General features: G+C 71.6%; 20 protein-coding genes. 6 read left to right on the top strand and 14 right to left on the bottom strand.

Annotation, left to right across the window (positions count from 1 at the left end):
* Positions 1-20: 20 nt before the first annotated feature.
* Both murJ and BSL84_RS27250 read right to left on the bottom strand, forming a co-directional pair.
* Positions 21-1688, bottom strand: a complete 1668-nt coding sequence (gene murJ / locus BSL84_RS27255) for a murein biosynthesis integral membrane protein MurJ (RefSeq protein ID WP_075971339.1) — start codon at positions 1686-1688, stop codon at positions 21-23.
* A complete protein-coding gene (locus BSL84_RS27250) occupies positions 1685-2848 on the bottom strand; it encodes a lipid II:glycine glycyltransferase FemX (RefSeq protein ID WP_030027886.1) in 1164 nt (387 codons plus the stop codon). The genes murJ and BSL84_RS27250 overlap by 4 nt, the downstream gene beginning before the upstream one ends.
* 222 nt (positions 2849-3070) lie before the next feature.
* Here BSL84_RS27250 and BSL84_RS27245 point away from each other — a divergent pair, with 222 nt between their 5' ends.
* Both BSL84_RS27245 and BSL84_RS27240 read left to right on the top strand, forming a co-directional pair.
* Positions 3071-4261: a L,D-transpeptidase gene (locus tag BSL84_RS27245; protein ID WP_030027885.1), complete on the top strand. Its 1191-nt coding sequence runs from the start codon at positions 3071-3073 to the stop codon at positions 4259-4261.
* 133 nt (positions 4262-4394) lie between these two features.
* Positions 4395-6002 (top strand): CocE/NonD family hydrolase, encoded by a 1608-nt coding sequence (locus BSL84_RS27240; protein ID WP_030027884.1) that lies wholly within the window; start codon positions 4395-4397, stop codon positions 6000-6002.
* 58 nt (positions 6003-6060) lie between these two features.
* Here the strand turns inward: BSL84_RS27240 and BSL84_RS27235 are convergent, their stop codons facing one another.
* The 9 genes from BSL84_RS27235 to BSL84_RS27195 all read right to left on the bottom strand — a co-directional run bounded on the left by BSL84_RS27235 (position 6061) and on the right by BSL84_RS27195 (position 13665).
* Positions 6061-6804, bottom strand: coding sequence for an amino acid ABC transporter ATP-binding protein (locus tag BSL84_RS27235; RefSeq protein ID WP_075971338.1), 744 nt, complete (start codon positions 6802-6804; stop codon positions 6061-6063).
* A 151-nt stretch (positions 6805-6955) separates the two neighbouring features.
* Complete coding sequence (locus BSL84_RS27230) at positions 6956-7396, bottom strand: DUF6278 family protein (RefSeq protein WP_030027881.1); 441 nt, start codon at positions 7394-7396, stop codon at positions 6956-6958.
* Positions 7397-7470: 74 nt separating this feature from the next.
* Entirely contained in the window at positions 7471-8256 is a 786-nt protein-coding gene (locus BSL84_RS27225; protein ID WP_075971337.1) for an exodeoxyribonuclease III, read from the bottom strand.
* Between the two features lie 36 nt (positions 8257-8292).
* On the bottom strand, positions 8293-8925 hold the full coding sequence (locus BSL84_RS27220; protein WP_075971336.1) for an MBL fold metallo-hydrolase: 633 nt from the start codon (positions 8923-8925) through the stop codon (positions 8293-8295).
* 28 nt (positions 8926-8953) lie between these two features.
* A complete protein-coding gene (locus BSL84_RS27215) occupies positions 8954-9496 on the bottom strand; it encodes a hypothetical protein (RefSeq protein WP_075972254.1) in 543 nt (180 codons plus the stop codon).
* A gap of 47 nt (positions 9497-9543) precedes the next feature.
* Positions 9544-10725 carry an ROK family glucokinase gene (locus BSL84_RS27210; RefSeq protein WP_045322552.1) on the bottom strand — a complete coding sequence of 394 codons (1182 nt, stop codon included), beginning with the start codon at positions 10723-10725 and terminating at the stop codon, positions 9544-9546.
* Positions 10722-11687 carry an ATP-binding cassette domain-containing protein gene (locus tag BSL84_RS27205; protein WP_234363527.1) on the bottom strand — a complete coding sequence of 322 codons (966 nt, stop codon included), beginning with the start codon at positions 11685-11687 and terminating at the stop codon, positions 10722-10724. Before BSL84_RS27205 ends, BSL84_RS27210 begins: the two co-directional genes overlap by 4 nt.
* The gene (locus BSL84_RS27200; protein ID WP_075971334.1) at positions 11654-12688 is read right to left on the bottom strand and encodes an ABC transporter permease; all 1035 of its coding nucleotides are present in this window, start codon (positions 12686-12688) and stop codon (positions 11654-11656) included. The genes BSL84_RS27205 and BSL84_RS27200 overlap by 34 nt, the downstream gene beginning before the upstream one ends.
* Complete coding sequence (locus BSL84_RS27195) at positions 12685-13665, bottom strand: sugar ABC transporter substrate-binding protein (RefSeq protein ID WP_030030276.1); 981 nt, start codon at positions 13663-13665, stop codon at positions 12685-12687. The genes BSL84_RS27200 and BSL84_RS27195 overlap by 4 nt, the downstream gene beginning before the upstream one ends.
* Positions 13666-13926: 261 nt before the next feature.
* On the opposite strand from BSL84_RS27195, the gene BSL84_RS27190 reads away from it, so the two are divergent.
* Positions 13927-14943 carry a Gfo/Idh/MocA family oxidoreductase gene (locus tag BSL84_RS27190; RefSeq protein WP_075971333.1) on the top strand — a complete coding sequence of 339 codons (1017 nt, stop codon included), beginning with the start codon at positions 13927-13929 and terminating at the stop codon, positions 14941-14943.
* A gap of 75 nt (positions 14944-15018) precedes the next feature.
* On the opposite strand, the gene BSL84_RS27185 is transcribed toward BSL84_RS27190, so the two are convergent.
* A complete protein-coding gene (locus tag BSL84_RS27185; RefSeq protein WP_045322558.1) occupies positions 15019-15969 on the bottom strand; it encodes a DMT family transporter in 951 nt (316 codons plus the stop codon).
* A 133-nt stretch (positions 15970-16102) separates the two neighbouring features.
* Here BSL84_RS27185 and BSL84_RS27180 point away from each other — a divergent pair, with 133 nt between their 5' ends.
* A complete protein-coding gene (locus BSL84_RS27180) occupies positions 16103-16471 on the top strand; it encodes a hypothetical protein (RefSeq protein ID WP_045322550.1) in 369 nt (122 codons plus the stop codon).
* A 147-nt stretch (positions 16472-16618) separates the two neighbouring features.
* Here BSL84_RS27180 and BSL84_RS35680 read toward each other — a convergent pair whose 3' ends face one another.
* Positions 16619-16813 carry a hypothetical protein gene (locus BSL84_RS35680; protein ID WP_158879993.1) on the bottom strand — a complete coding sequence of 65 codons (195 nt, stop codon included), beginning with the start codon at positions 16811-16813 and terminating at the stop codon, positions 16619-16621.
* 18 nt (positions 16814-16831) lie between these two features.
* On the bottom strand, positions 16832-17455 hold the full coding sequence (locus tag BSL84_RS27170) for a dihydrofolate reductase family protein (RefSeq protein WP_030036798.1): 624 nt from the start codon (positions 17453-17455) through the stop codon (positions 16832-16834).
* Between the two features lie 162 nt (positions 17456-17617).
* On the opposite strand from BSL84_RS27170, the gene BSL84_RS37830 reads away from it, so the two are divergent.
* Complete coding sequence (locus tag BSL84_RS37830) at positions 17618-18295, top strand: tyrosine-type recombinase/integrase (protein WP_079273307.1); 678 nt, start codon at positions 17618-17620, stop codon at positions 18293-18295.
* Positions 18292-18477, top strand: a complete 186-nt coding sequence (locus BSL84_RS37825) for a hypothetical protein (RefSeq protein WP_075971331.1) — start codon at positions 18292-18294, stop codon at positions 18475-18477. The genes BSL84_RS37830 and BSL84_RS37825 overlap by 4 nt, the downstream gene beginning before the upstream one ends.
* The last annotated feature ends 58 nt before the right edge of the window (positions 18478-18535 follow it).

Here is an 18535-nt window from a genome sequence, read left to right as displayed (position 1 = left end):
GTCTTCGGCTCCTCCTCCCGCTACCGGCCGGTCTTGCGGCGCAGGGAGTCGAGCAGGTCGGTGATCTCGGCCAGGCGCAGCGGCCGGGCAAGGAGGACGACGACCAGGGCGAGGGACACGGTTCCCGCGCCGACCGCGGCGAAGTCGCCGAGGCTCCCGGCGGCGAGGGCCGCCGCGTAGGCCGCGCCGGCGGCGGGGACGCAGGCCGCCAGCAGCCTCAGGTGGGTGCGTACGGCGCTGGTGCGCCGTGCGGTACGGGTGCCCGTGCGCGGGCCGAGCCTGCGGGAGAGGGCGTAGCCGGTGGCGGCGGCGCCCGCGAGGAAGGCGACGGAGGAGGCGGCGGCCATGCCGGTGACCGCCCAGCGGGGGGACAGTACGAGGTAGGCGGCGGCCGACAGTCCGGCGTTCAGGGCGACGATGACGAGGTTGAGGAGGAAGGGGGTCCGGGTGTCGGAGAGGGCGTAGAAGCCGCGCGCGAGCACGTACTGCGCGGAGAAGGCGACCAGGCCGGGGGCGAAGGCCGTGAGCATGCCCGCCATCACCTCGATGTCGGCGGCGCCGGTGCGTCCGTAGCCGAAGACGGCGCCCATCACCCAGGGGGCGAGGACGGCCATGAGGGCGGCGGCGGGGACGACGACGGCGGCGCTGGAGCGCAGGGCGTAGGAGACGTCGCGGCGGACGGCCGCGAGGTCTCCGTCGGCGGCGGCCGAGCTCATCCTGGGCATCAGCGCGGTCACGAGGGAGACGGTGATGATGCCCTGCGGGACGATCCACAGCTGGTATGCGTTGCTGTAGGCGGTGTAGCCGGCGCCGCCCGCGAGGCCGGCGTCGACGGCGTGCTGCCCGGTGGTGGTGGAGAGCCGGGTGACGACCCAGTAGGCGATCTGGTTGGTGAGGACGAGCAGGACGGTCCAGCCGGCGTTGCGCAGGGGGCGGCCGAGGCCGCTGCCGCGCCAGTCGAAGCGGGGGCGCCAGCGGAAGCGGGCCGCGCGCAGCGAGGGGATCAGGGCGAGGGCCTGGACGACGATTCCGGCGGTGGTGCCGAGGCCCAGGAGGCGGGTCTCGGCGGCGGTGAGGCCGCCCGCGCCGTCGTGGGAGACGTAGAGGAACAGCCCGAAGACGGCGATGATCACGAAGTTGTTGAGGATCGGGGTCCACATCATCGCGCCGAACCGGCCGCGGGAGTTCAGCACTTGGCCGAGCAGGGTGAAGAGCCCGTAGAAGAGGATCTGGGGCAGGCAGTACCGGGCGAGGGCCACGGTGGTGCTCGCCTGGGCGCCGCTGTAGCCGGTGTACGCGGAGACGATCAGCGGGGCGGCGAGGACCGCGGCGGCGGTGAGTGCCACGAGCGCCGCCGTGCAGGCGGTGAGCAGGCGGTCGGTGTAGGCGGCGCCGCCGTCGGGGTGTTCCTTGGCCGCCCGGACCAGCTCGGGCACGAAGACGGCATTGAGCGCTCCGCCGACGAGGAGGATGTAGATGATGTTCGGGACGGTGTTCGCGACGGCGTAGCCGTCGCCGAGGAGTCCGGTGCCCAGGGCGGCGACGACGACGGCGGAGCGTATGAAGCCGGTGGCGCGGGAGACGACGGAGCCGGCGGCCATGAGCGCGCCGCTGCGCAGCACCGAGGTCTTCTTCGGTGCCGCGCTGTCGGGTGCCGGGCCGGCCGGTCTGGTGTCGGTGGCCGTCACCGGCGGGCCAGGTAGGCCTGGAACGCCTTGTAGAGAGCCGTGTTGGCGACTCCGTCCATCGGGATCTCCCATTCGCCGAGCGTTTCGACGACGTGTCCGCCGGTGCCGAGCTTCCAGCGCAGCAGCCCGAAAGAACGTTCGTCGGGGTCGAGAGTGGAGGGTACCCCGCGCATGTCGTACTCATCGGCTCCGAGGGCGTGGGCGTCGCGCATCATGCGCCACTGCAGGGCGTTGCTGGGCCGTACTTCGCGCCGGTGGTCGGCGGAGGCTCCGGTCTGGTACCAGACCCTGCTGCCGGTGCTGATCATGGTGTGGGCGGCCAGGATCTCGCCGCGGTGGATGGCGAGGTAGAGCCGCATGCGGCCGGGCTGTTCCTCGTTCAGGGCGCGGTACTGCTGCTCGTAGTACGCGAGGGAGCGGCCGAGCCGGAAGCCGTCGCGCTCCTCGGTGATCCGCAGCAGCCGGTAGAACTCGGGCAGGTCCTCTGCGGTGCCGAGGACCGTCTCGACCCCGGCCTTGTCCGCCTTGCGGACGTTGCGGCGCCATTCCTGGTTGAGGCCGGACCACAGGTCGTCGAGGCTGCGGCCGGCGAGCGGCACGCGGAAGACGTGGCGGGGCTGGGCGTCGCCGTCGTCCTCGCCGCCGCAGCGCTTCCACCCGCGGGTGCGCAGCCGGTCGGCGAGGGCGGCGCCGACGGGGTCGACCTCGGTGGCGAGGACGTCGGATATCTGACGGCCCGCTCCGGCGCCGGCCTTGGCGGTGGCGGCGTCCCAGCGGCGGTAGGCGGGGCTGGGGCCGATGCGGACGGCGAAGGCTCCGGCCTCGCGCAGGTGGCGCATGAGGGGGCCCAGCCAGCGGTCGACACGCGGGTCCGACCAGTCGGCGACGGGGCCTTCGGGCAGGTAGGCGAAGTATTTGCGGGTACCGGGCAATTGCCGGTAGAGAACGAGACCGGCGCCTTCGATCTCTCCGCCCGGGCAGTGCCATCCGACCATTTCCGAGCGCCAGAGGTCCTTCACGCGAGCCCAGGACGGGTACTGCAAAAAGCTCGCGGCCGGTGTCCTGGAGAGGAAGGACCGGTATTCGGAGACGGACAGGGCGCGCACCTGGAGCTCATGGTCCTGGTCCTGCCGGGCGGGGGTGACGAGCAGTGCGCACACGGGTGACGGCCTTCCTGTTGCGCCGAGGGGTCTCACAGGACTCTCACAGCCACCCGTGACCGCGGTGCGCGGCGAATGTGACCGGACGATGACCGTTTCGCTGCGGTCCAGGTCACAAGCGAAAAGGCCGATCTTTTACGCGGTTTACGCAACCTAAAGTCGCCTTGTTCTCATCCTCTTTTGCGAACGCTCGCCACCACCGCCACCCGAAGGGGCACTTCGTTGAGCCGCACACGCCGCACCGCCATTGCGGGCACCGCACTCCTGGCCGCCGCGCTGACCGCCTGCTCGGGCGGGAGCGGCGGCGGCAGCGACGACAAGGGCAAGGAGTCGAAGCCGAAGGCGCCCATGGCGGTCTCGGTGAACCTCACGGGCGATCAGGTCAAGGCGGGCCAGCCGGTGACGGTGACCGTCGCCGAGGGCAAGCTGGCGCAGGTGAAGGTGACCGACGCCAAGGGTGCGGAGCTGCCGGGGAAGATAGCCGACGACGGGAAGACCTGGACGTCGGAGCGCAACGCCCCGGCCGGTGCGGAGTACAAGGTGGAGGCGCAGAACACCGACAGCCAGAGCGCCACGACGCAGTTCAGGACCAGTGCCGCCGACAAGGTGAACAAGGTCTCGATCAACATACCCAAGGGCAGCACGGTGGGCGTGGCGATGCCCGTGTCGCTGGTGTTCGACAACCCGGTGGCGAACAAGGCCGAGGTGGAGAAGCAGCTCAAGGTCACCACCTCGGACAACGCCGAGGGCTCCTGGGGCTGGATCAAGGACCACTCGGGCAACGACCGGGTCGACTGGCGGCCCAAGGAGTACTGGAAGTCCGGCACCGACGTGAAGGTCCAGATGAACCTGAACGGCGTGGACTCCGGCAAGGGCGGCGGGATGTTCGCCCGTGACTACACCACCGAGTTCAAGATCGGCAAGGATCGCCGGGTGCAGGTCAGCCTCGACACCAAGAAGCTGTCGGTGACGGAGAACGGCCAGGCGCAGAAGACGATCCCGATCTCGGCGGGCACTCCGGGCGGCAAGAAGGCGTCCTGGTCGGGGAAGATGGTGATCATGTCGAAGGAGGGCACCATCCGGATGGACTCCCAGACGGTGGGCCTGGACAACGCCTACGACAAGATGGTCGATTACTCGATGCGCCTGACCTGGTCGGGCATGTACGCGCACGCCGCCCCGTGGAACGAGGCCAGTTTCGGCCGGGTCAACAGCAGTTCCGGCTGCGTGGGCATGAGCGACGCCAACGCCAAGGAGTTCTTCGCGCAGTCGCAGATCGGCGACCCCTTCGAGGTGGTCGGCGAGGGCTCCAAGGGCAACGCCGACATCGGCAACGGCTACGGCGAGTGGAACCTGTCCTGGGACCAGTGGAAGGCCAAGAGCGCCCTGTCCACCGCCCCGCAGAACGGCTGACCTGCGGGGCTGTCCCGACTGACTCTCATTCAATTGTTACCACCACGTAACTTACCCACGGGTTACCTCCGGTAAGTCGCTCCAGTTACCGTCGGGTCACTTTCAGGACTCCGGTGCACGCGAGGAGCGACCGATGGAACGCACCACCACCGCCGCAGCCGTGGCGGCACTCCTGGCGGCGACCGCCCTGGGCCTGGCCCCCCACCAGGCCCAGGCGGCCACCGCGCCCGCCCCGGCCGCCACCGCCAACACTGCCGCCACCGCACAGACCGCCCCGGCGGACCTGCGGTTCCACGACATCCCCGGCTCCGGCGGCATCACCCTCAAGGGCAACGTCTTCACGCCGGCCGGAGCCCAGAGCGGCCGGAAGTATCCGCTGATCGTGCTGCCCACGAGCTGGGGCACGCCGCAGATCGAATACATCGCCCAGGCCAGGAAGCTCGCCGACTCCGGCTACGTAGTGGTCAGTTACGCCCCCCGCGGCTTCTGGCTCTCCGGCGGGCAGATCGAGGTGGCCGGGCCGCCGGACATCGCCGACGTCTCCGCCGTCATCGACTGGGCTCTCGCCCACACCCCCGCCGACGCGGACCGCATCGGCCTGGGCGGGGTCTCGTACGGCGCCGGCATCAGCCTGCTGGCCTCCGCGCACGACCCGCGCGTCAAGGCCGTGGTCGCGATGAGCGGCTGGGCCGACCTCATCGAGTCCATCTACTCGGGGCGCACCCAGCACCGCCAGGCCGCGGGCCTGCTCGGCGCCGTCGGCAACCTCACCGGCCGTCCGGGGCCCGAACTCCAGTCGATCCTGGGCGACTTCCTCGGCTCCCGGCTGGAGCGCGAGCAGCAGATGATCGACTGGGGCAGGAAGCGCTCGGCCGCCGAGCAGGTGGACCGGATCAACGCCAACGGCACCGCCGTCATGCTCGGCAACGCCTGGGGCGACACGATCTTCCCGCCGAACCAGTACGCGAAGTTCTACGAGCGGCTCACCGGCCCCAAGCGGCTGGAGTTCCGCCCCGGGGACCACGCCACGGCGGAGGGCACCGGCCTGCTCGGCCTGCCCAACGACACCTGGACCAACGCCCACCGCTGGTTCGACCGCCACCTCAAGGGCGAGCGCAACGGTGTCGACACCGAGGCCCCCGTGCAGATCAAGTCCCGTAGCGACAGCGGCTACGAGGGGTACGCCGACTGGGCGTCGGTAGGCTCCGGCGGCACCGAGAGGCTGGCCCTCTCCGACAGCGAGCACCTTTTCGCGAACGTGGACTCCGGCGCCGACGGCGGCGTGGTCATCCTCTCCAGCGTCCTCGACCAGTTCTTCAAGGCCCCGCCGATCGCCTCGATCCCGCTGCTGCCGCGGGCCTTCGCCGCCGTCTGGCAGTCGGGCCGCTACGGCGAGGCCCGCCGGATCCGCGGCACCGTCCGGCTGCACACCACCGTCACGCCCACCAAGGGCGACGGCACCTTCGTCGCCTACCTCTACGACGTCGGCCCTCTCGGCATCGGCAAGCTGGTCACCAACGCCCCGTACACCTTCCACGGCAAAACTCCCGGCCAGGCCTTCGGCGTGGACCTGGAGCTCTTCTCGACCGCCTACGACGTGCCGGCGGGCCACCGGCTCGCCCTCGTCGTCGACACCGTCGACCCGCTCTACATCGAGCACAACCCCGCCGGCGCGCAGCTGACCTTCTCCTCGCCGCAGGGCGACCCCAGCTATGTCTCCGTGCCGCTGCGCGAGCGGTGATCCACGGTCCGCGGTGATCCACGGCGGCGGCCGGGCCTTGGCGGCCCTTCCCGGGTCCTCAGTGCTTGAGGATCTTGGAGAGGAAGTCCTTGGCCCGGTCGGTCTCCGGCGCGGTGAAGAACTCCTCGGGGGTGCGGTCCTCGACGATCCGGCCGTCGGCCATGAAGAGCACGCGGTTGGCCGCGGAGCGGGCGAAGCCCATCTCGTGGGTGACCACGACCATGGTCATGCCCTCCCGGGCGAGCTGCCGCATGACCTCCAGCACCTCGTTGATCATCTCCGGGTCCAGCGCGGAGGTGGGCTCGTCGAAGAGCAGCGCCTTGGGGTCCATCGCGAGGGCTCGGGCGATGGCCACGCGCTGCTGCTGGCCGCCGGAGAGCTGGGCGGGGAACTTGTCGGCCTGGTCGGCGAGGCCGACCCGCTCCAGTAGTTCCCGTGAGCGCCGGTCCGCCTCGCGCTTGCCCCGTCCGCGGACCTTGACCTGCGCGAGGGAGACGTTGGCGAGGACGGTCCTGTGCGCGAAGAGGTTGAAGGACTGGAAGACCATCCCCACCTCGGCGCGCAGCCGTGCCAGGTCCCTGCCCTCGGCGGGCAGCGGCTCCCCGTCGATCAGGATCGTGCCCGACTCGACGGTCTCCAGCCGGTTGACCGCCCGGCACAGGGTGGACTTTCCCGAGCCGGAGGGGCCGATGACCACCACCACCTCCCCGCGGCCGACGGTGAGGCTGATGTCCTTCAGGACGTGCAGCGGTCCGAAGTGCTTGTTGACGTCCCGCAGCTCGATCAGGGGATCGACGGCCATGCGCTGCCCTGCCCACTCGGTGTCGGATGCCGGTCAGCGCAAACTATCCAGCTGCGGCAGGGCACTTCGCCGCGACACGCCGCCTGCCTCCCCGGCCGCGGCCGCCGGGTCGCCGACTGCGGGGGCGCCGTAGCCGCCGGGTGCGGGCCGGTCAGCCCTCGGACGCCTCCGCGTACGCCTGGCTGAGCTCGGGGGAGCCGGTCATCGCCCATGAGACGCCCGACTCGATCACGTTCAGCTCGCGGCCCGAGGCCAGCCGGATCACCGGCTGGCCGTTGGGCCACACCTTCCAGGCCGCCCCCGGGACGGTCCGGACGATCACGGTTCCGAGGTAGAAGCCCGCGTCGTTGCCGAGCCAGGGCACCACCTCGGGGTCGCGCCGCCAGCGGGGCATCAGCTGGTCGAGGGCCTCCAACGAGACCGGGCTTTCGTCGAGTTCGAGCCCGGCCGCCCGCGCGTGGACCCGCAGCATCTCGCACTCCGAGAACAACTCCGCGACGCCCTCGGGGTCGTCCACGAGGGCGGCCGCGAGCCCCGCACCCTGTTCCGTTTCACGCCGGTTCAGCCAGTTGTCCAGGAAAGGGATGTTCATACCGCCCAGCGTCGCACCAGGACCCGCCGCTGGCCACAGGGCGCGCCTGGTCCGTTTCGGCGGGCCGTCGGGGTCTACCGGGCCAGGTCCAGGTCGACGACGACCGGTGCGTGGTCGGAGGCGCCCTTGCCCTTGCGCTCCTCGCGGTCGACGTACGCGTCGGTGACGGCCTTGGTGAAGGGCTCGTTGCCGTAGACGAGGTCGATGCGCATGCCCTTGTTCTTGGGGAAGGCGAGCATGCGGTAGTCCCAGAAGGTGTACGGGCGGTCGTACTTCAGCGCGCGCGGGAAGACGTCCGAGAGGCCGGCCGTCCGCAGCGCCTCCAGGGCGGCCCGCTCGGCCGGGGTGACGTGGGTGAGGCCCGCGAAGACCGCCGGGTCGTAGACGTCCTCGTCGGTCGGTGCCACGTTGAAGTCGCCGAGCACCGCGAAGGGGCGCGGGCCGGCCGCGTCCTCGGCTACGGCGGCGGCCAGGGCGCGGAACCAGTCCAGCTTGTAGCCGTAGTGGTCGTGCTCGACCTCCCGGCCGTTGGGCACGTACACCGACCAGACGCGGACCCCGTCGCAGGTGGCGGAGATCGCGCGGGGCTCCTGGACGCCCTCGTAGTCGGGGCCGCCGGGGAGTCCCACGACCACGTCCTCCAGGCCGACCCTGGAGAGCAGGGCCACGCCGTTCCAGCGGCCGGTGGCGTTGACCGCGGCCTCGTAGCCCAGCTCGCGCAGCTGCTCGTGCGGGAACTGCTCCGCCGAGCACTTGGTCTCCTGGATGCACACGACATCGGTGCCGGAGCTCTCCAGCCAGGCCAGCAGGCGCGGCAGCCGGGCGGTGATGGAGTTGACGTTGTAGGTGGCGATACGCATACCTGCCAACCTACCGCCCGGCACCGACAGTGACCGTTACAGCTCGGCGCTGTCCCCGGCGGGGAGCCGCCCGTGGTCGGTGCCGCCGAGCTTGTCCAGGGCGAAGTCGTAGATCGGCCGGGCGATGTCGGCGAGGTAGGCGTCGTGGATGTCGAGGGCCCGGCGGGGCTTCACCTCCCGGAGGTAGTCGATCACCTCGGAGACCTTGTTCCAGGGTGCGTGTACCGGCACCATCAGGGTCTCCACCGGGACCCCGGGCACGGTCAGCGCGTCGCCGGGGTGGAAGAGGGAGCCGTCGACGAGGTAGCCGACGTTGGTGACCCGCGGGATGTCGGGGTGGATCACGGCGTGCAGCTCGCCGTGCGCCTGCACCTCGAATCCGGCCGCGGTGAAGGTGTCGCCGTGGCCGACCGTGTGCACCCGGCCGGGGTAGGCGGGTGCGATCCGCTCGGCGACGCTGCGCAGGGTCCACAGGGCTGCCGCCGGGTTCGCGTCGAGGGCGGCCCGCAGCCGGCCCTCGTCGAAGTGGTCGGGGTGTTCGTGCGTGACCAGGAGGGCGTCCGCCCCCAGGCCCGCGTCCGGTTCGCTGAAGGCGCCCGGGTCGATGACGAGCGTGCGCCCGTCCTTCTCCAACTGGACGCAGGAGTGCAGCCGCTTGGTGAGCTTCATGATCCCAGGCTAAGGGGGCGTCCGGCGATCAGGGGGTCGTCGTGGAGACGACGTACACCTTGGGCTTCTCAGGGTCGGTGAGGTCGACGGTGATGTCGCGGCTGGGGCGCGGGTCGGCCTGCTCCAGGGTGGTTCCGTACCAGAGGGCGCGCGGGCTCCAGCTCCAGCCGGCGACCTCGGCGTCGTGCGGGGAGATCGTGACGTCCCCGGCGACCAGCGCGTCGCGGCTGGTGCCGACGGAGGCGAGGAAGGCGTCCAGGTCGGCCGGGGTCACCGCGAACTGGGTGAAGAGCCGGCTGGTGCGCCAGTTGTTGGTCTCCAGGAAGCCGACCTTCCACGCCTTCGGCGGGATCGGCACCTCGTAGATGCTGCGCTGCACCTTGGACGGCCAGCCGGGGCGCACCTTGGACGCGCCGACCTTGGCGGCCTTGTCGCGGCCGCTCTCGCGGCTCTGCTGGGTGGAGATCGCCAGGTAGCCCGCGGGTACGCCGATCAGCAGCACGATGATGACCGCGGTGATCCAGCGGCGCCTGACGACGTGCCTGCGGTCCTCGGCGGCGGGCTGCGGCATGCCGCCCTCGTCGGGGGCGGAGGCCTGGTGGGGCAGGGTGGGCGGGTTCACGACTGGGGGTCGTCCTTGGAGTCCGTGGGTGCGGCGGTCTCGCGCCTGCGGCCGAGCTGGCCCAGCTGCGCGTAGCGCTCGTAGCGCTCGACCCGCCGGCGGGTGGCGCGGCGGAAGCGCCGGGCGACGAGCCGGGCGAGGTCGGCGGCGCCGACCATGCCCGCCTCGGGGCCGAGCTGGGCCTTGGCGATGCGGGCCTCGGGGCGGTAGCCGCGGCCGGTGAGATGGCGGCGGAAGGCGTCCCGGGCGGGGCCGATCAGCAGGTCGTCGGCGGCGCTGACGCCGCCGCCGATGACGAAGCAGGACGGGTCGAGGGCGGCGGCGAGGTTGGCGATGCCGACGCCGAGCCACTGGCCGATGTCCTGGAGCAGTTCGACGCACATGGCGTCGCCCTCGCGGGCCAGCTCGGTGATGAGCGGCCCGGTGATCTCGGCGACGTTCCCGCCGACCTTGGCGATGATGTTGTAGGCGACCGGGGAGTCGGCGGCGGCCAGCTCGCGGGCCTCGCGTACGAGGGCGTTGCCGGAGCTGTACTGCTCCCAGCAGCCGCGGTTGCCGCAGGGGCACCGGTGGCCGCCGGGGACGACCTGCATGTGGCCGAACTCGCCGGCGACCCCGTACCGGCCGCGCTTGACCTGGCCGCCTTCGAGGATGGCGCCGCCGATGCCGGTACCGAGCGTGATCATGACGAGGTGGTCCTCGCCGCGTCCGGCGCCGAAGCGCCATTCCGCCCAGGCGGCGGTGTTGGCGTCGTTGTCGACCATGACGGGGACGGCGAGCCGGGACTGCAGGGCGTCGCGCAGGGGCTCGTCGCGCCAGGCCAGGTGGGGTGCGAAGAGGACCCGGGAGCGGTCGGCGTCGACCCAGCCGGCCGCGCCGATGCCGACGGCGTGCACGTCGTGCCGGTCGGAGAGGTCCAGGACCAGCTCGACGATGGTGTCCTCGACGACCTTGGGGCTCTTGGACTTGTCCGGGGTCTCGGTGCGGATCTTCTCCAGGATGATCCCGTCGGCGTCGACGACGCCGGCCATCACCTTGGTGCCGCCGATGTCGATGCCGACGGTCGGGACGCGCGGGGCGGTCAGGTGCGACCGCCGCTCACGGGTTCCGATGGTGCGCAGGACGGTGCCTCGCGCCGACCCCCGGTGGGTGAGCGTGAAGTCCCGGTACGTGCTCATCGAGTGGTGTCGTCCCTCGTGGGTGCGGTGGTGCGGGAGGCGTCGTCGGCTGCGTCCGCCGGGCCGGTGAGGCCGGCTCCGCGGGCGGTGGCGTCCGCGACGCCCGTCCCCGATTCTGCCACCCGCTCCAGTTCGTGGCTCAGCTCGTCGAGCTCGGAGCCGCCCGCCATCTGGCGGGTGAGCTCGTCGAGGGTGATGGAGTCGCGGGTGTGACTGCCTGCCATGGTGCCGCGTTTGAGCAGGACGAAGCGGTCGCCGACCAGGTGGGCGTGGTGCGGGTTGTGGGTGATCAGGACCACACCGAGGCCGGCGTCGCGGGCCGCGGCGACGTACTTGAGGACGACGCCGGACTGCTTGACGCCGAGGGCGGCGGTCGGCTCGTCGAGTACGAGGACCTTCGCCCCGAAGTGGACGGCGCGGGCGATGGCCACGCACTGCCGCTCGCCGCCGGACAGGGTGCCGATGGGCTGGTCGACGTCGCGCAGGTCGATGCCCATGCGCAGCAGTTCGGCGCGGGTGGTGCGGCGCATGAGGTCGACGTCGAGGCGGCGCAGGGGGCCGCGGCCCTTCGTGGGCTCGGAGCCGAGGAAGAAGTTGCGCCAGACGGGCATGAGGGGGACGACGGCGAGGTCCTGGTAGACGGTGGCGATGCCGTGGTCGAGGGCCGCGCGCGGGTTGGCGAGGACGGTCTCCTCCCCCTCGATCTCGAAGGTGCCGGCGTCGTGCCGGTGCAGCCCGGCGATGATCTTGATGAGGGTGGACTTGCCGGCGCCGTTGTCGCCGAGGACGCAGGTGATCTCGCCGGCGGAGACCTCCAGGGAGACGTCCTGGAGGGCGCGGATGTTGCCGTAGTACTTGGCCACGCCCGTCAGCTTCACCAGCGCGGTCTTCGCCGCCGGCGTCCCGGTGGTGGCGGTGCTGTCGGTGGTCACTTGCTCGCCTCCGCCCGCTTGCGGACCCATGCGTTGAGGAGCGTTGCCAGCAGGAGCATCGCGCCGAGGAAGAACTTGAACCAGTCCGGGTTCCACTGGGCGTACACGATGCCGTTGCTGGTCATGCCGAAGATGAAGGCGCCGACGGCCGAGCCGATGGCGGAGCCGTAGCCGCCGGTCATCAGACAGCCGCCGATGACCGCCGCGATGATGTACAGGAACTCGTTGCCGACGCCCTCGCCGGACTGGACCACGTCGAACGAGAAGAGGATGTGCTGGCCGGAGATCCAGGCGCACAGGGCGACGCCCATGTAGAGCCCGATACGGGTCTTCACGACGGGCACGCCGACCGCGCGGGCCGCGTCGGCGCCGCCGCCGACGGCGAAGATCCAGTTGCCGGCGCGGGTGCGCAGCAGGATCCAGGTGGCCAGGGCGACCAGGGCCAGCCACCACAGGACGGTGATCTGGAGGGTGACCGAGCCGATCTCCCACTTCGAGGCGAAGAGGGCGCGGGCGGAGGGGAAGCCCTCCATGTCGGCGATGGATTTGGTGGAGACCGTGCCGCTGATCAGTTTGGTGAAGCCGAGGTTCAGGCCGGTCAGCATCAGGAAGGTGCCGAGCGTGATGATGAAGCTGGGCAGCCTGGTGCGGGTCAGCATGAAGCCGTTGAAGAAGCCGACGGCCAGCGTGACCAGCAGCGACACTGCGACGCCGACCCAGACGTTCGCGGTCATCTGGTAGCTGAACATCGAGCTCACCAGGGCGGAGGTCGTGACCATGACACCGGCGGAGAGGTCGAACTCGCCGCCGATCATCAGCATCGCCACGGGTACCGCCATGATCCCGATGGTGGAGGCCGAGTACAGGATCGTGCTGATGCTGGAGGCCTGGAGGAAGGTGGGGGCGGCGACGGAGAAGAAGACGAAGACGGCGACGGCGCCGACGACCGCGCCCAGCTCGGGGCGCCCGAGCAGCCTGTGTACGAGGGAGGACGGCGCGAGCCGCTCGTCGACGGCGGTGGCGGCGCTCATCGGCTGCCCCGCTTGATGTACTCCTCCAGCTCGGCGGCCTCCGCGGCCGTGACGATCTGCGGTCCGGTGAGGACCGGTCGGCCGCCGCCGAGCACGTTCGCGTTGTGGCGGTACAGCCAGAGGAGGTCGACGGCCTCGTACCCCTGCAGGTAGGGCTGCTGGTCCACGGCGAAGCCGAGGGCGCCGGACGTCAGATCGCGGGCGACGGAGTCGTTGAGGTCGAAGGTGTCGACCTCGGCCTTGCTGCCGGCGGCCTCCTTGGCCTTGACGGCGGTCGCCGCGAAGGGCGCGCCGAGGGTGAGGATCGCGTCGACGGACGGGTCCGCCTGGAGCTTGGCCTGGACGGCCGCCTGTACGGAGGGCATGTTGGTGCCTTCGACGTACAGGTTCTCCATCGTTCCCGAGAAGGTCTTCTTCGCTCCGGCGCAGCGCTGCTCGTGGCCGACGTTGCCCTGTTCGTGCAGGACGCAGACGGTCTTCTTGCGGCCGCGCTTGTTCAGCTCGGCGCCGACCGCCTCGCCCGCGATCGTCTCGTCCTGGCCGATGTGGGTGAGGGCCCCGTACGCGGCGGACTGGGCGGATCCGGAGTTGACCGTGATCACCGGGATGCCCGCCTTGACGGCCTTGGCGACGACGTCCTTGAGGGCTTCGGGCTTGGCCAGGCTGACGATGATCCCGTCGACCTTCTGGTCGATGGCGTTCTGCACGAACTGCGCCTGCTGCTGGGCCTGGTCGTCGTGGGAGTAGACGAAGTTGATGTTGTCCTTCGCCGCGGCCTCCTTGGCGCCCTTCTGGACGATGTCCCAGAAGGTGTCGCCGTCGCCCGCGTGGGTCACCATCGCGAAGGTCCAGCGCGGGGTGGACACGGCGGGCCGACCCGCCTCGGCGGCCTTCGCCCGCTCCTCGGCGCGCTTGCCGCCGGTACTGCTGCAACCCGCGAGCGAGGCCCCCAGTACCGCCGCGAGCACCGCGCCCACGACGCGTACCCCTGTCCGAACCCTAGCCACGTCGCCGCGCCCTTCCCTCGTCCGTCTCGTCGTCGTCCCGGCTGTCATGCCGTCCGTCATCATTCGGTCATTCCGGTTTCAGCCGCCCAGTATCCGCCACAGTGGACCATGAAGGGCCATCGGGGCATGCACGCGCAGACCGACACGGCGGGATGGCGGATCGGCACGCGAAGATCGCAGATCCGTTGCGAGCGGATTGACAGGTTCCCCTGGTGGGGCCAGGTTGAGTTCATGCGCATCGGGCTCATCGGAACTGGCCGGATCGGGTCGTTCCACGCGGCGACGCTCGCCCGCCATCCGGAGGCGGGCTCGCTCCTGCTCGCCGACTCCGATCCCGCGCGGGCGGCACGCCTCGCCGACCGGCTCGGGGCCACCGCCGCGCCCTCCGTGGAGCAGGTCTTCACCTGGGGCGTGGACGCGGTGGTCGTGGCCTCCTCCACCGACGGGCACGCGGAGCTGGTGGTACGGGCGGTACGCGGCGGGCTCCCGGTGTTCTGCGAGAAGCCGGTCGCCCCGGACCTGAACCGCACCCTGTCGGTACTGCGCGAGGTGGCGGCCCTGGGCGGGCTGCTGCAGGTGGGCTTCATGCGCCGCTTCGACGCCGGCTACCGCACGGCCCGGGAACTGGTTCGCTCGGGCGCCCTGGGCCGGCTGCACACCGTACGGACGACGACGTCGGATCCGGCGCCGCCGGCCGCCGACTACCTGGCGACCTCGGGCGGGCTGTACCGGGACTGCATGGTGCACGACTTCGACATGGTGCGGTGGGTGACCGGGCACGAGGTGGTGGAGGTGTACGCGGCCGGGTCGGACGCCGGTCCGCCGCAGTTCCGGCAGACGGGGGACGTCGACACGGCGGCGGCGGTCCTCGTCCTGGACGACGGCACCCTGGTCACGTCCACGGGCACCCGGTGCAACGGCGCCGGCTACGACGTGCGGATGGAGCTCTCCGGGGAGCGCGACCAGGTCTCCGCGGGACTGGACGACCGGACGCCGATCGCCTCGACCGAACCGAACGGGCCGCCGGCGGCGAGCAAGCCGTGGACCGGCTTCCTGGAGCGCTTCGGCCCGGCGTACGAGGCCGAGCTGGACGCCTTCGTACGGCAGGTGCGGGGCGAGACGGACAACCCCTGCGACGGGCGGGAGGCCCTGGCCGCGCTGCGCGTCGCGGAGGCCTGCGAGCTGTCGCGGCGGGAGCGGCGCCGGGTCCGGCTGGAGGAGCTCCCGGACCTGCCGGCGGAGCGGTGACCGGATCGGTGAGCAGGGCATCCGGCCACCCTATGGCGGTGGTCCCCGGTCGGCTGCGGCCCTTTCCGGCCACGCTCAGGCGGCGGGCGCCGGGGTGACCGGCGCCCGGGTGACCGCCCGGCGCCCCCAGGCGGTGCCGACGAGGACCAGCGCGGCTCCGGCGTAGCCGAGGGGGCCCAGGTGCTCCCCGCCGACGGCGATGCCGGCGGCGGCGGCCCACAGGGGCTCGGTGCCGAGCAGCAGGCTGACCCGGGAGGGCGAGGTACGCCGTACGGCCCACATCTGCACGAAGAAGGCGAAGAGCGTGCAGAAGACGGAGAGGAACGCCAGTCCCGCCCACTGCGCGGGCCCGAAGTCGGCTGCGGCGGCCCACGGGGTGGCGCCCGTCCCGGGCAGGGCGGCCAGCAGGGCGAAGACGAGCACGGCGCCGCCGAGCTGCACGGTGGTCAGGGAGAGGGGGTCGGCGCCCTGGACGTCCTCGACCCGGGCCATCAGCAGGACGTGCAGGGTGCGGGCGAGCGCGGCTCCGAGGATGAGCAGGTCACCGGGGCCGGGCGCGCTGAAGCCGGCCCCCGCGCCCTGCGTGAGGAGCACGACGCCGAGGACGGACGCACCAGCGGCCCCGAGGAACCCGGCGGACGGTGCCTGCTTCCTGATGGCGGCCTCGGCGAGCGGGGTGAAGATCATGGTCAGGCTGATGATCAGCCCGGCGTTGGTGGCGGAGGTGTGGACGACCCCGTAGGTCTCCAGCAGGAAGATCCCGCCGAGTACGAGCCCCAGCAGCCCGGCGCCGCGCAGCTGGGCGGGGGTCAGCGCACGCAGCCGCGCCCACCCGGCGAGGACGAGCACGGGCAGCACGAGCGCGAACCGCAGCACCAGTACGGCGATCACGGTGTGCGCGGTGGTGATGCCCTTGGCGGCGAGGTAGCTGCCGCCCCACACGACGGCGACGGCCAGCACGGGCAGATCGGCGGCCCAGGCCCGGCGGGGCGCGGCTTGCAGAACGGGCGGTGAGGCGACGGCCACGGTGGTCTCCAACGACACTCGGGAGGTGGAGACGTCGACGGCTCGCACGGTTGCGGGGCACACCGTACCGGAGCCGATCATGCGGGGCGACCTGTTTCCGGGCCGTTCACGTCCGACCCGTAGCATCGGGCCCATGGCTGATCTCTACGCCGTGGATCTGGCGTTCGACCTGCTGGACGGCACGCCCGAGCCCGTACTCGCGGAGGTGCGCCGCCAGCTGACGGGGGACGGGCTGCTCTCCCACCACGGCCCGGCGTGGCGCGTCGGCGGCATGCTCGTGGGCGAGTTCGGCCCGGCGCAACGCGGCGGCTGGGCCCTGACGGCCCGCCAGGAGATCCACGAGGAGCAGCTGCCGGAGCTGGAGGACCTCCTGCTGCTCCTGGCCCCGCACATCCGCCCGCCGGGCCCGGTCGGCCGCATCCGCCACTACGAGCACGAGGCCCCCGACCTCCTGGTCCTCCGCGAGGGCCGCGTGGTCCAACTGGCCCTGGACCGGCGGTAGGCCGCGTGGCCGGGGCCCGGGACGAGCAGCAGCTGATCGCGCGGGGCTTCCGGCGCGTGTACGGCGCGCTCGACCTGTACGACGGGGGCGCTGCGCCGCGGCGCTGGAGTGCGAACAGTGGGCGGTCTTCGCCACCTGGAACCAGCGCTACGAGCCGGTGCGGCCGACCCCGAAAGCCATCCGGGCCTCGGTGGCATCGGCGCCCGCCACGACGAGCTGACGCATCTCCTCGGCCCGCACCGACGGCCGTCCGCCGAAGCGCGTCGCCTGATCGGCGAGCTGGGATTCGACGGGGGCGGCCGCTACCACGCCGACGGACTCGACCACTGGTTCCGGTGGCATCCGACCGGGTGAGCCCTCTCAGTTGCCGACGGTGCCGAAGGAGGCCCGGCCCGTGGGCCGGTACGTGTGGATGGCCAGACCGGCCGACGTCGTACGGGAGCCCGTCAGCTCGTAGGCGGTCGGCAGGCCGCCTGTGGGGAAGAGGCGGCGCCCGGCCCCCACCGCCACGGGGAAGACCAGCAGATTGATCTCGTCGACCAGGTCCCGGGCGAGCAGCCACTGCGCGAGCTGCCCGCTGCCGTGCACCTGGAGCTCCCGGTCCCCCTCCAGCGCGTCCTTGACCCGGACGATCTCGCTCTGCAGGTGCTCCCCGTCGAGCACGGTCGCCGGCCCCCAGGCCGGCTCCTTGAGGGTGGTCGAGGCCACGTACTTCGGCAGCCGGTTCAGCCCGCCCGCCACCGGGTCGCCCGGCTCGTCGTGCTCCGGCCAGTAGCCGGCGAAGATCTCGTACGTCTTCCGCCCGAGCAGGAACGCCCCGGCCCGGCCGAACACCTCGGTGACGAACTCCCCCATCCCCTCGTCGATGTACGGCGCTGCCCACCCGCCGTACTCGAACCCGTCGCTGCGGTCCTCGTCGGGCCCGCCCGGCGCCTGCATCACGCCGTCCAGCGTGACGAAGGTGGTCAGTGTCAGCTCGGCCATACCTCTGCGCTCCTCGCTCGGTGGTCCTCGTCCCTGCGGGACCAGACTCCCCGCCCCCGCCAGAACACGTCGCGCCGCCACGCATGGTCTCCACCCGTTTCTCCGGCGAGCCGCAAAGTCCACGCCGACCGACAGGCCAGCTAGGCACTCGGCAATGCCTCCATGCTCGGTTGGCCGAGTCACCAACGGAGGGCCATCGCCATGGCCGGCGTGCCCGACTGCGGGCCCCGTACCGTCGCCGGCGACGCGGCCCCGCCATCGGCGGTGAGGGTGATCTCGACACGCCTGGCGGTTCCCCGCCGAGAAAGTCCTTCAGCCCTCGCTCAGCGGCTCAAGCACCAGCCCAGGCGCTTCCCTGCGACGGAGGCTCGTCAGTTCCTCGACGCCGCCCGCTCGGACGGGCTCCACGCGCTGTACGAACTCGCCCTGCGCACCGGACTCCGCAAGGGCAAACTCCTGGGCCTCCTCTGGGAAGACCTCGACCTCACATTTGGAACGGCCAGCGTCCGGCGCTCGCTCCAGCGGACCCGCACCGGCGGCCTCACGCGTCTGCCCACCAAACCCGGGCGTCTGAGTGCCGTATCGCGCTCCCGACCGAATGGCTGCGCTCCCTCAAGGAGCACAAATACCAGCAGGACAAGGCGCGGGACAGCGGGGTCAGCCTGGCGGGAGAGCGGCCTCGTCTTCGCCACCCCTACCGGCCAACCTCTCGACCCGGTCAACCTCACCCGCCGCTCCCGCAGCTTCCTCGACCTGGCCGCACTCCGACGCATCCGCTTCCAAGACCTCCGGCACTCGACCGCCACCCTGCTCCTGGAACAGGGCTCGACCTTGTCGTGATCAAGGAACTCCTCGGCCACGCCCACATCGGCGTCACCGCCACCGTCCACGCACACGTCCGGCTCCGCCTCCAACGCGACGCCATCGACCTCCTCGGACGCACCCTCGGACAGTCCTCCGAGGCAGCCACCGTCCCCGACGACGGCGACGAGCCACCGCTTTGTGCAGCGCTCGTCCGCTGACGTTGCCGTCAACTACTGCCGGCAAGACGCCCGGAAGCCCCGCCGGAGATTCCACTCC

Origin of the sequence: Streptomyces sp. TN58 (assembly GCF_001941845.1) — a bacterium.
In the GTDB taxonomy this organism is placed as follows: domain Bacteria; phylum Actinomycetota; class Actinomycetes; order Streptomycetales; family Streptomycetaceae; genus Streptomyces.
The sequence above is the reverse complement of the archived record's forward strand: the minus strand, read 5'-3'. Positions and strand labels throughout refer to the sequence as shown.

Coding starts and splice junctions, on each gene's coding strand:
- BSL84_RS27240 (WP_030027884.1), top strand. CDS start 4,395: ATGGAACGCACCACCACCGCCGCAGCCGTGGCGGCACTCCTGGCGGCG.
- BSL84_RS27235 (WP_075971338.1), bottom strand. CDS start 6,804: ATGGCCGTCGATCCCCTGATCGAGCTGCGGGACGTCAACAAGCACTTC.
- BSL84_RS27230 (WP_030027881.1), bottom strand. CDS start 7,396: ATGAACATCCCTTTCCTGGACAACTGGCTGAACCGGCGTGAAACGGAA.
- BSL84_RS27225 (WP_075971337.1), bottom strand. CDS start 8,256: ATGCGTATCGCCACCTACAACGTCAACTCCATCACCGCCCGGCTGCCG.
- BSL84_RS27220 (WP_075971336.1), bottom strand. CDS start 8,925: ATGAAGCTCACCAAGCGGCTGCACTCCTGCGTCCAGTTGGAGAAGGAC.
- BSL84_RS27215 (WP_075972254.1), bottom strand. CDS start 9,496: ATGCCGCAGCCCGCCGCCGAGGACCGCAGGCACGTCGTCAGGCGCCGC.
- BSL84_RS27210 (WP_045322552.1), bottom strand. CDS start 10,725: ATGAGCACGTACCGGGACTTCACGCTCACCCACCGGGGGTCGGCGCGA.
- BSL84_RS27205 (WP_234363527.1), bottom strand. CDS start 11,687: ATGGGTCCGCAAGCGGGCGGAGGCGAGCAAGTGACCACCGACAGCACC.
- BSL84_RS27200 (WP_075971334.1), bottom strand. CDS start 12,688: ATGAGCGCCGCCACCGCCGTCGACGAGCGGCTCGCGCCGTCCTCCCTC.
- BSL84_RS27190 (WP_075971333.1), top strand. CDS start 13,927: ATGCGCATCGGGCTCATCGGAACTGGCCGGATCGGGTCGTTCCACGCG.
- BSL84_RS27180 (WP_045322550.1), top strand. CDS start 16,103: ATGGCTGATCTCTACGCCGTGGATCTGGCGTTCGACCTGCTGGACGGC.
- BSL84_RS35680 (WP_158879993.1), bottom strand. CDS start 16,813: ATGCCACCGGAACCAGTGGTCGAGTCCGTCGGCGTGGTAGCGGCCGCC.
- BSL84_RS27170 (WP_030036798.1), bottom strand. CDS start 17,455: ATGGCCGAGCTGACACTGACCACCTTCGTCACGCTGGACGGCGTGATG.
- BSL84_RS37830 (WP_079273307.1), top strand. CDS start 17,618: ATGCTCGGTTGGCCGAGTCACCAACGGAGGGCCATCGCCATGGCCGGC.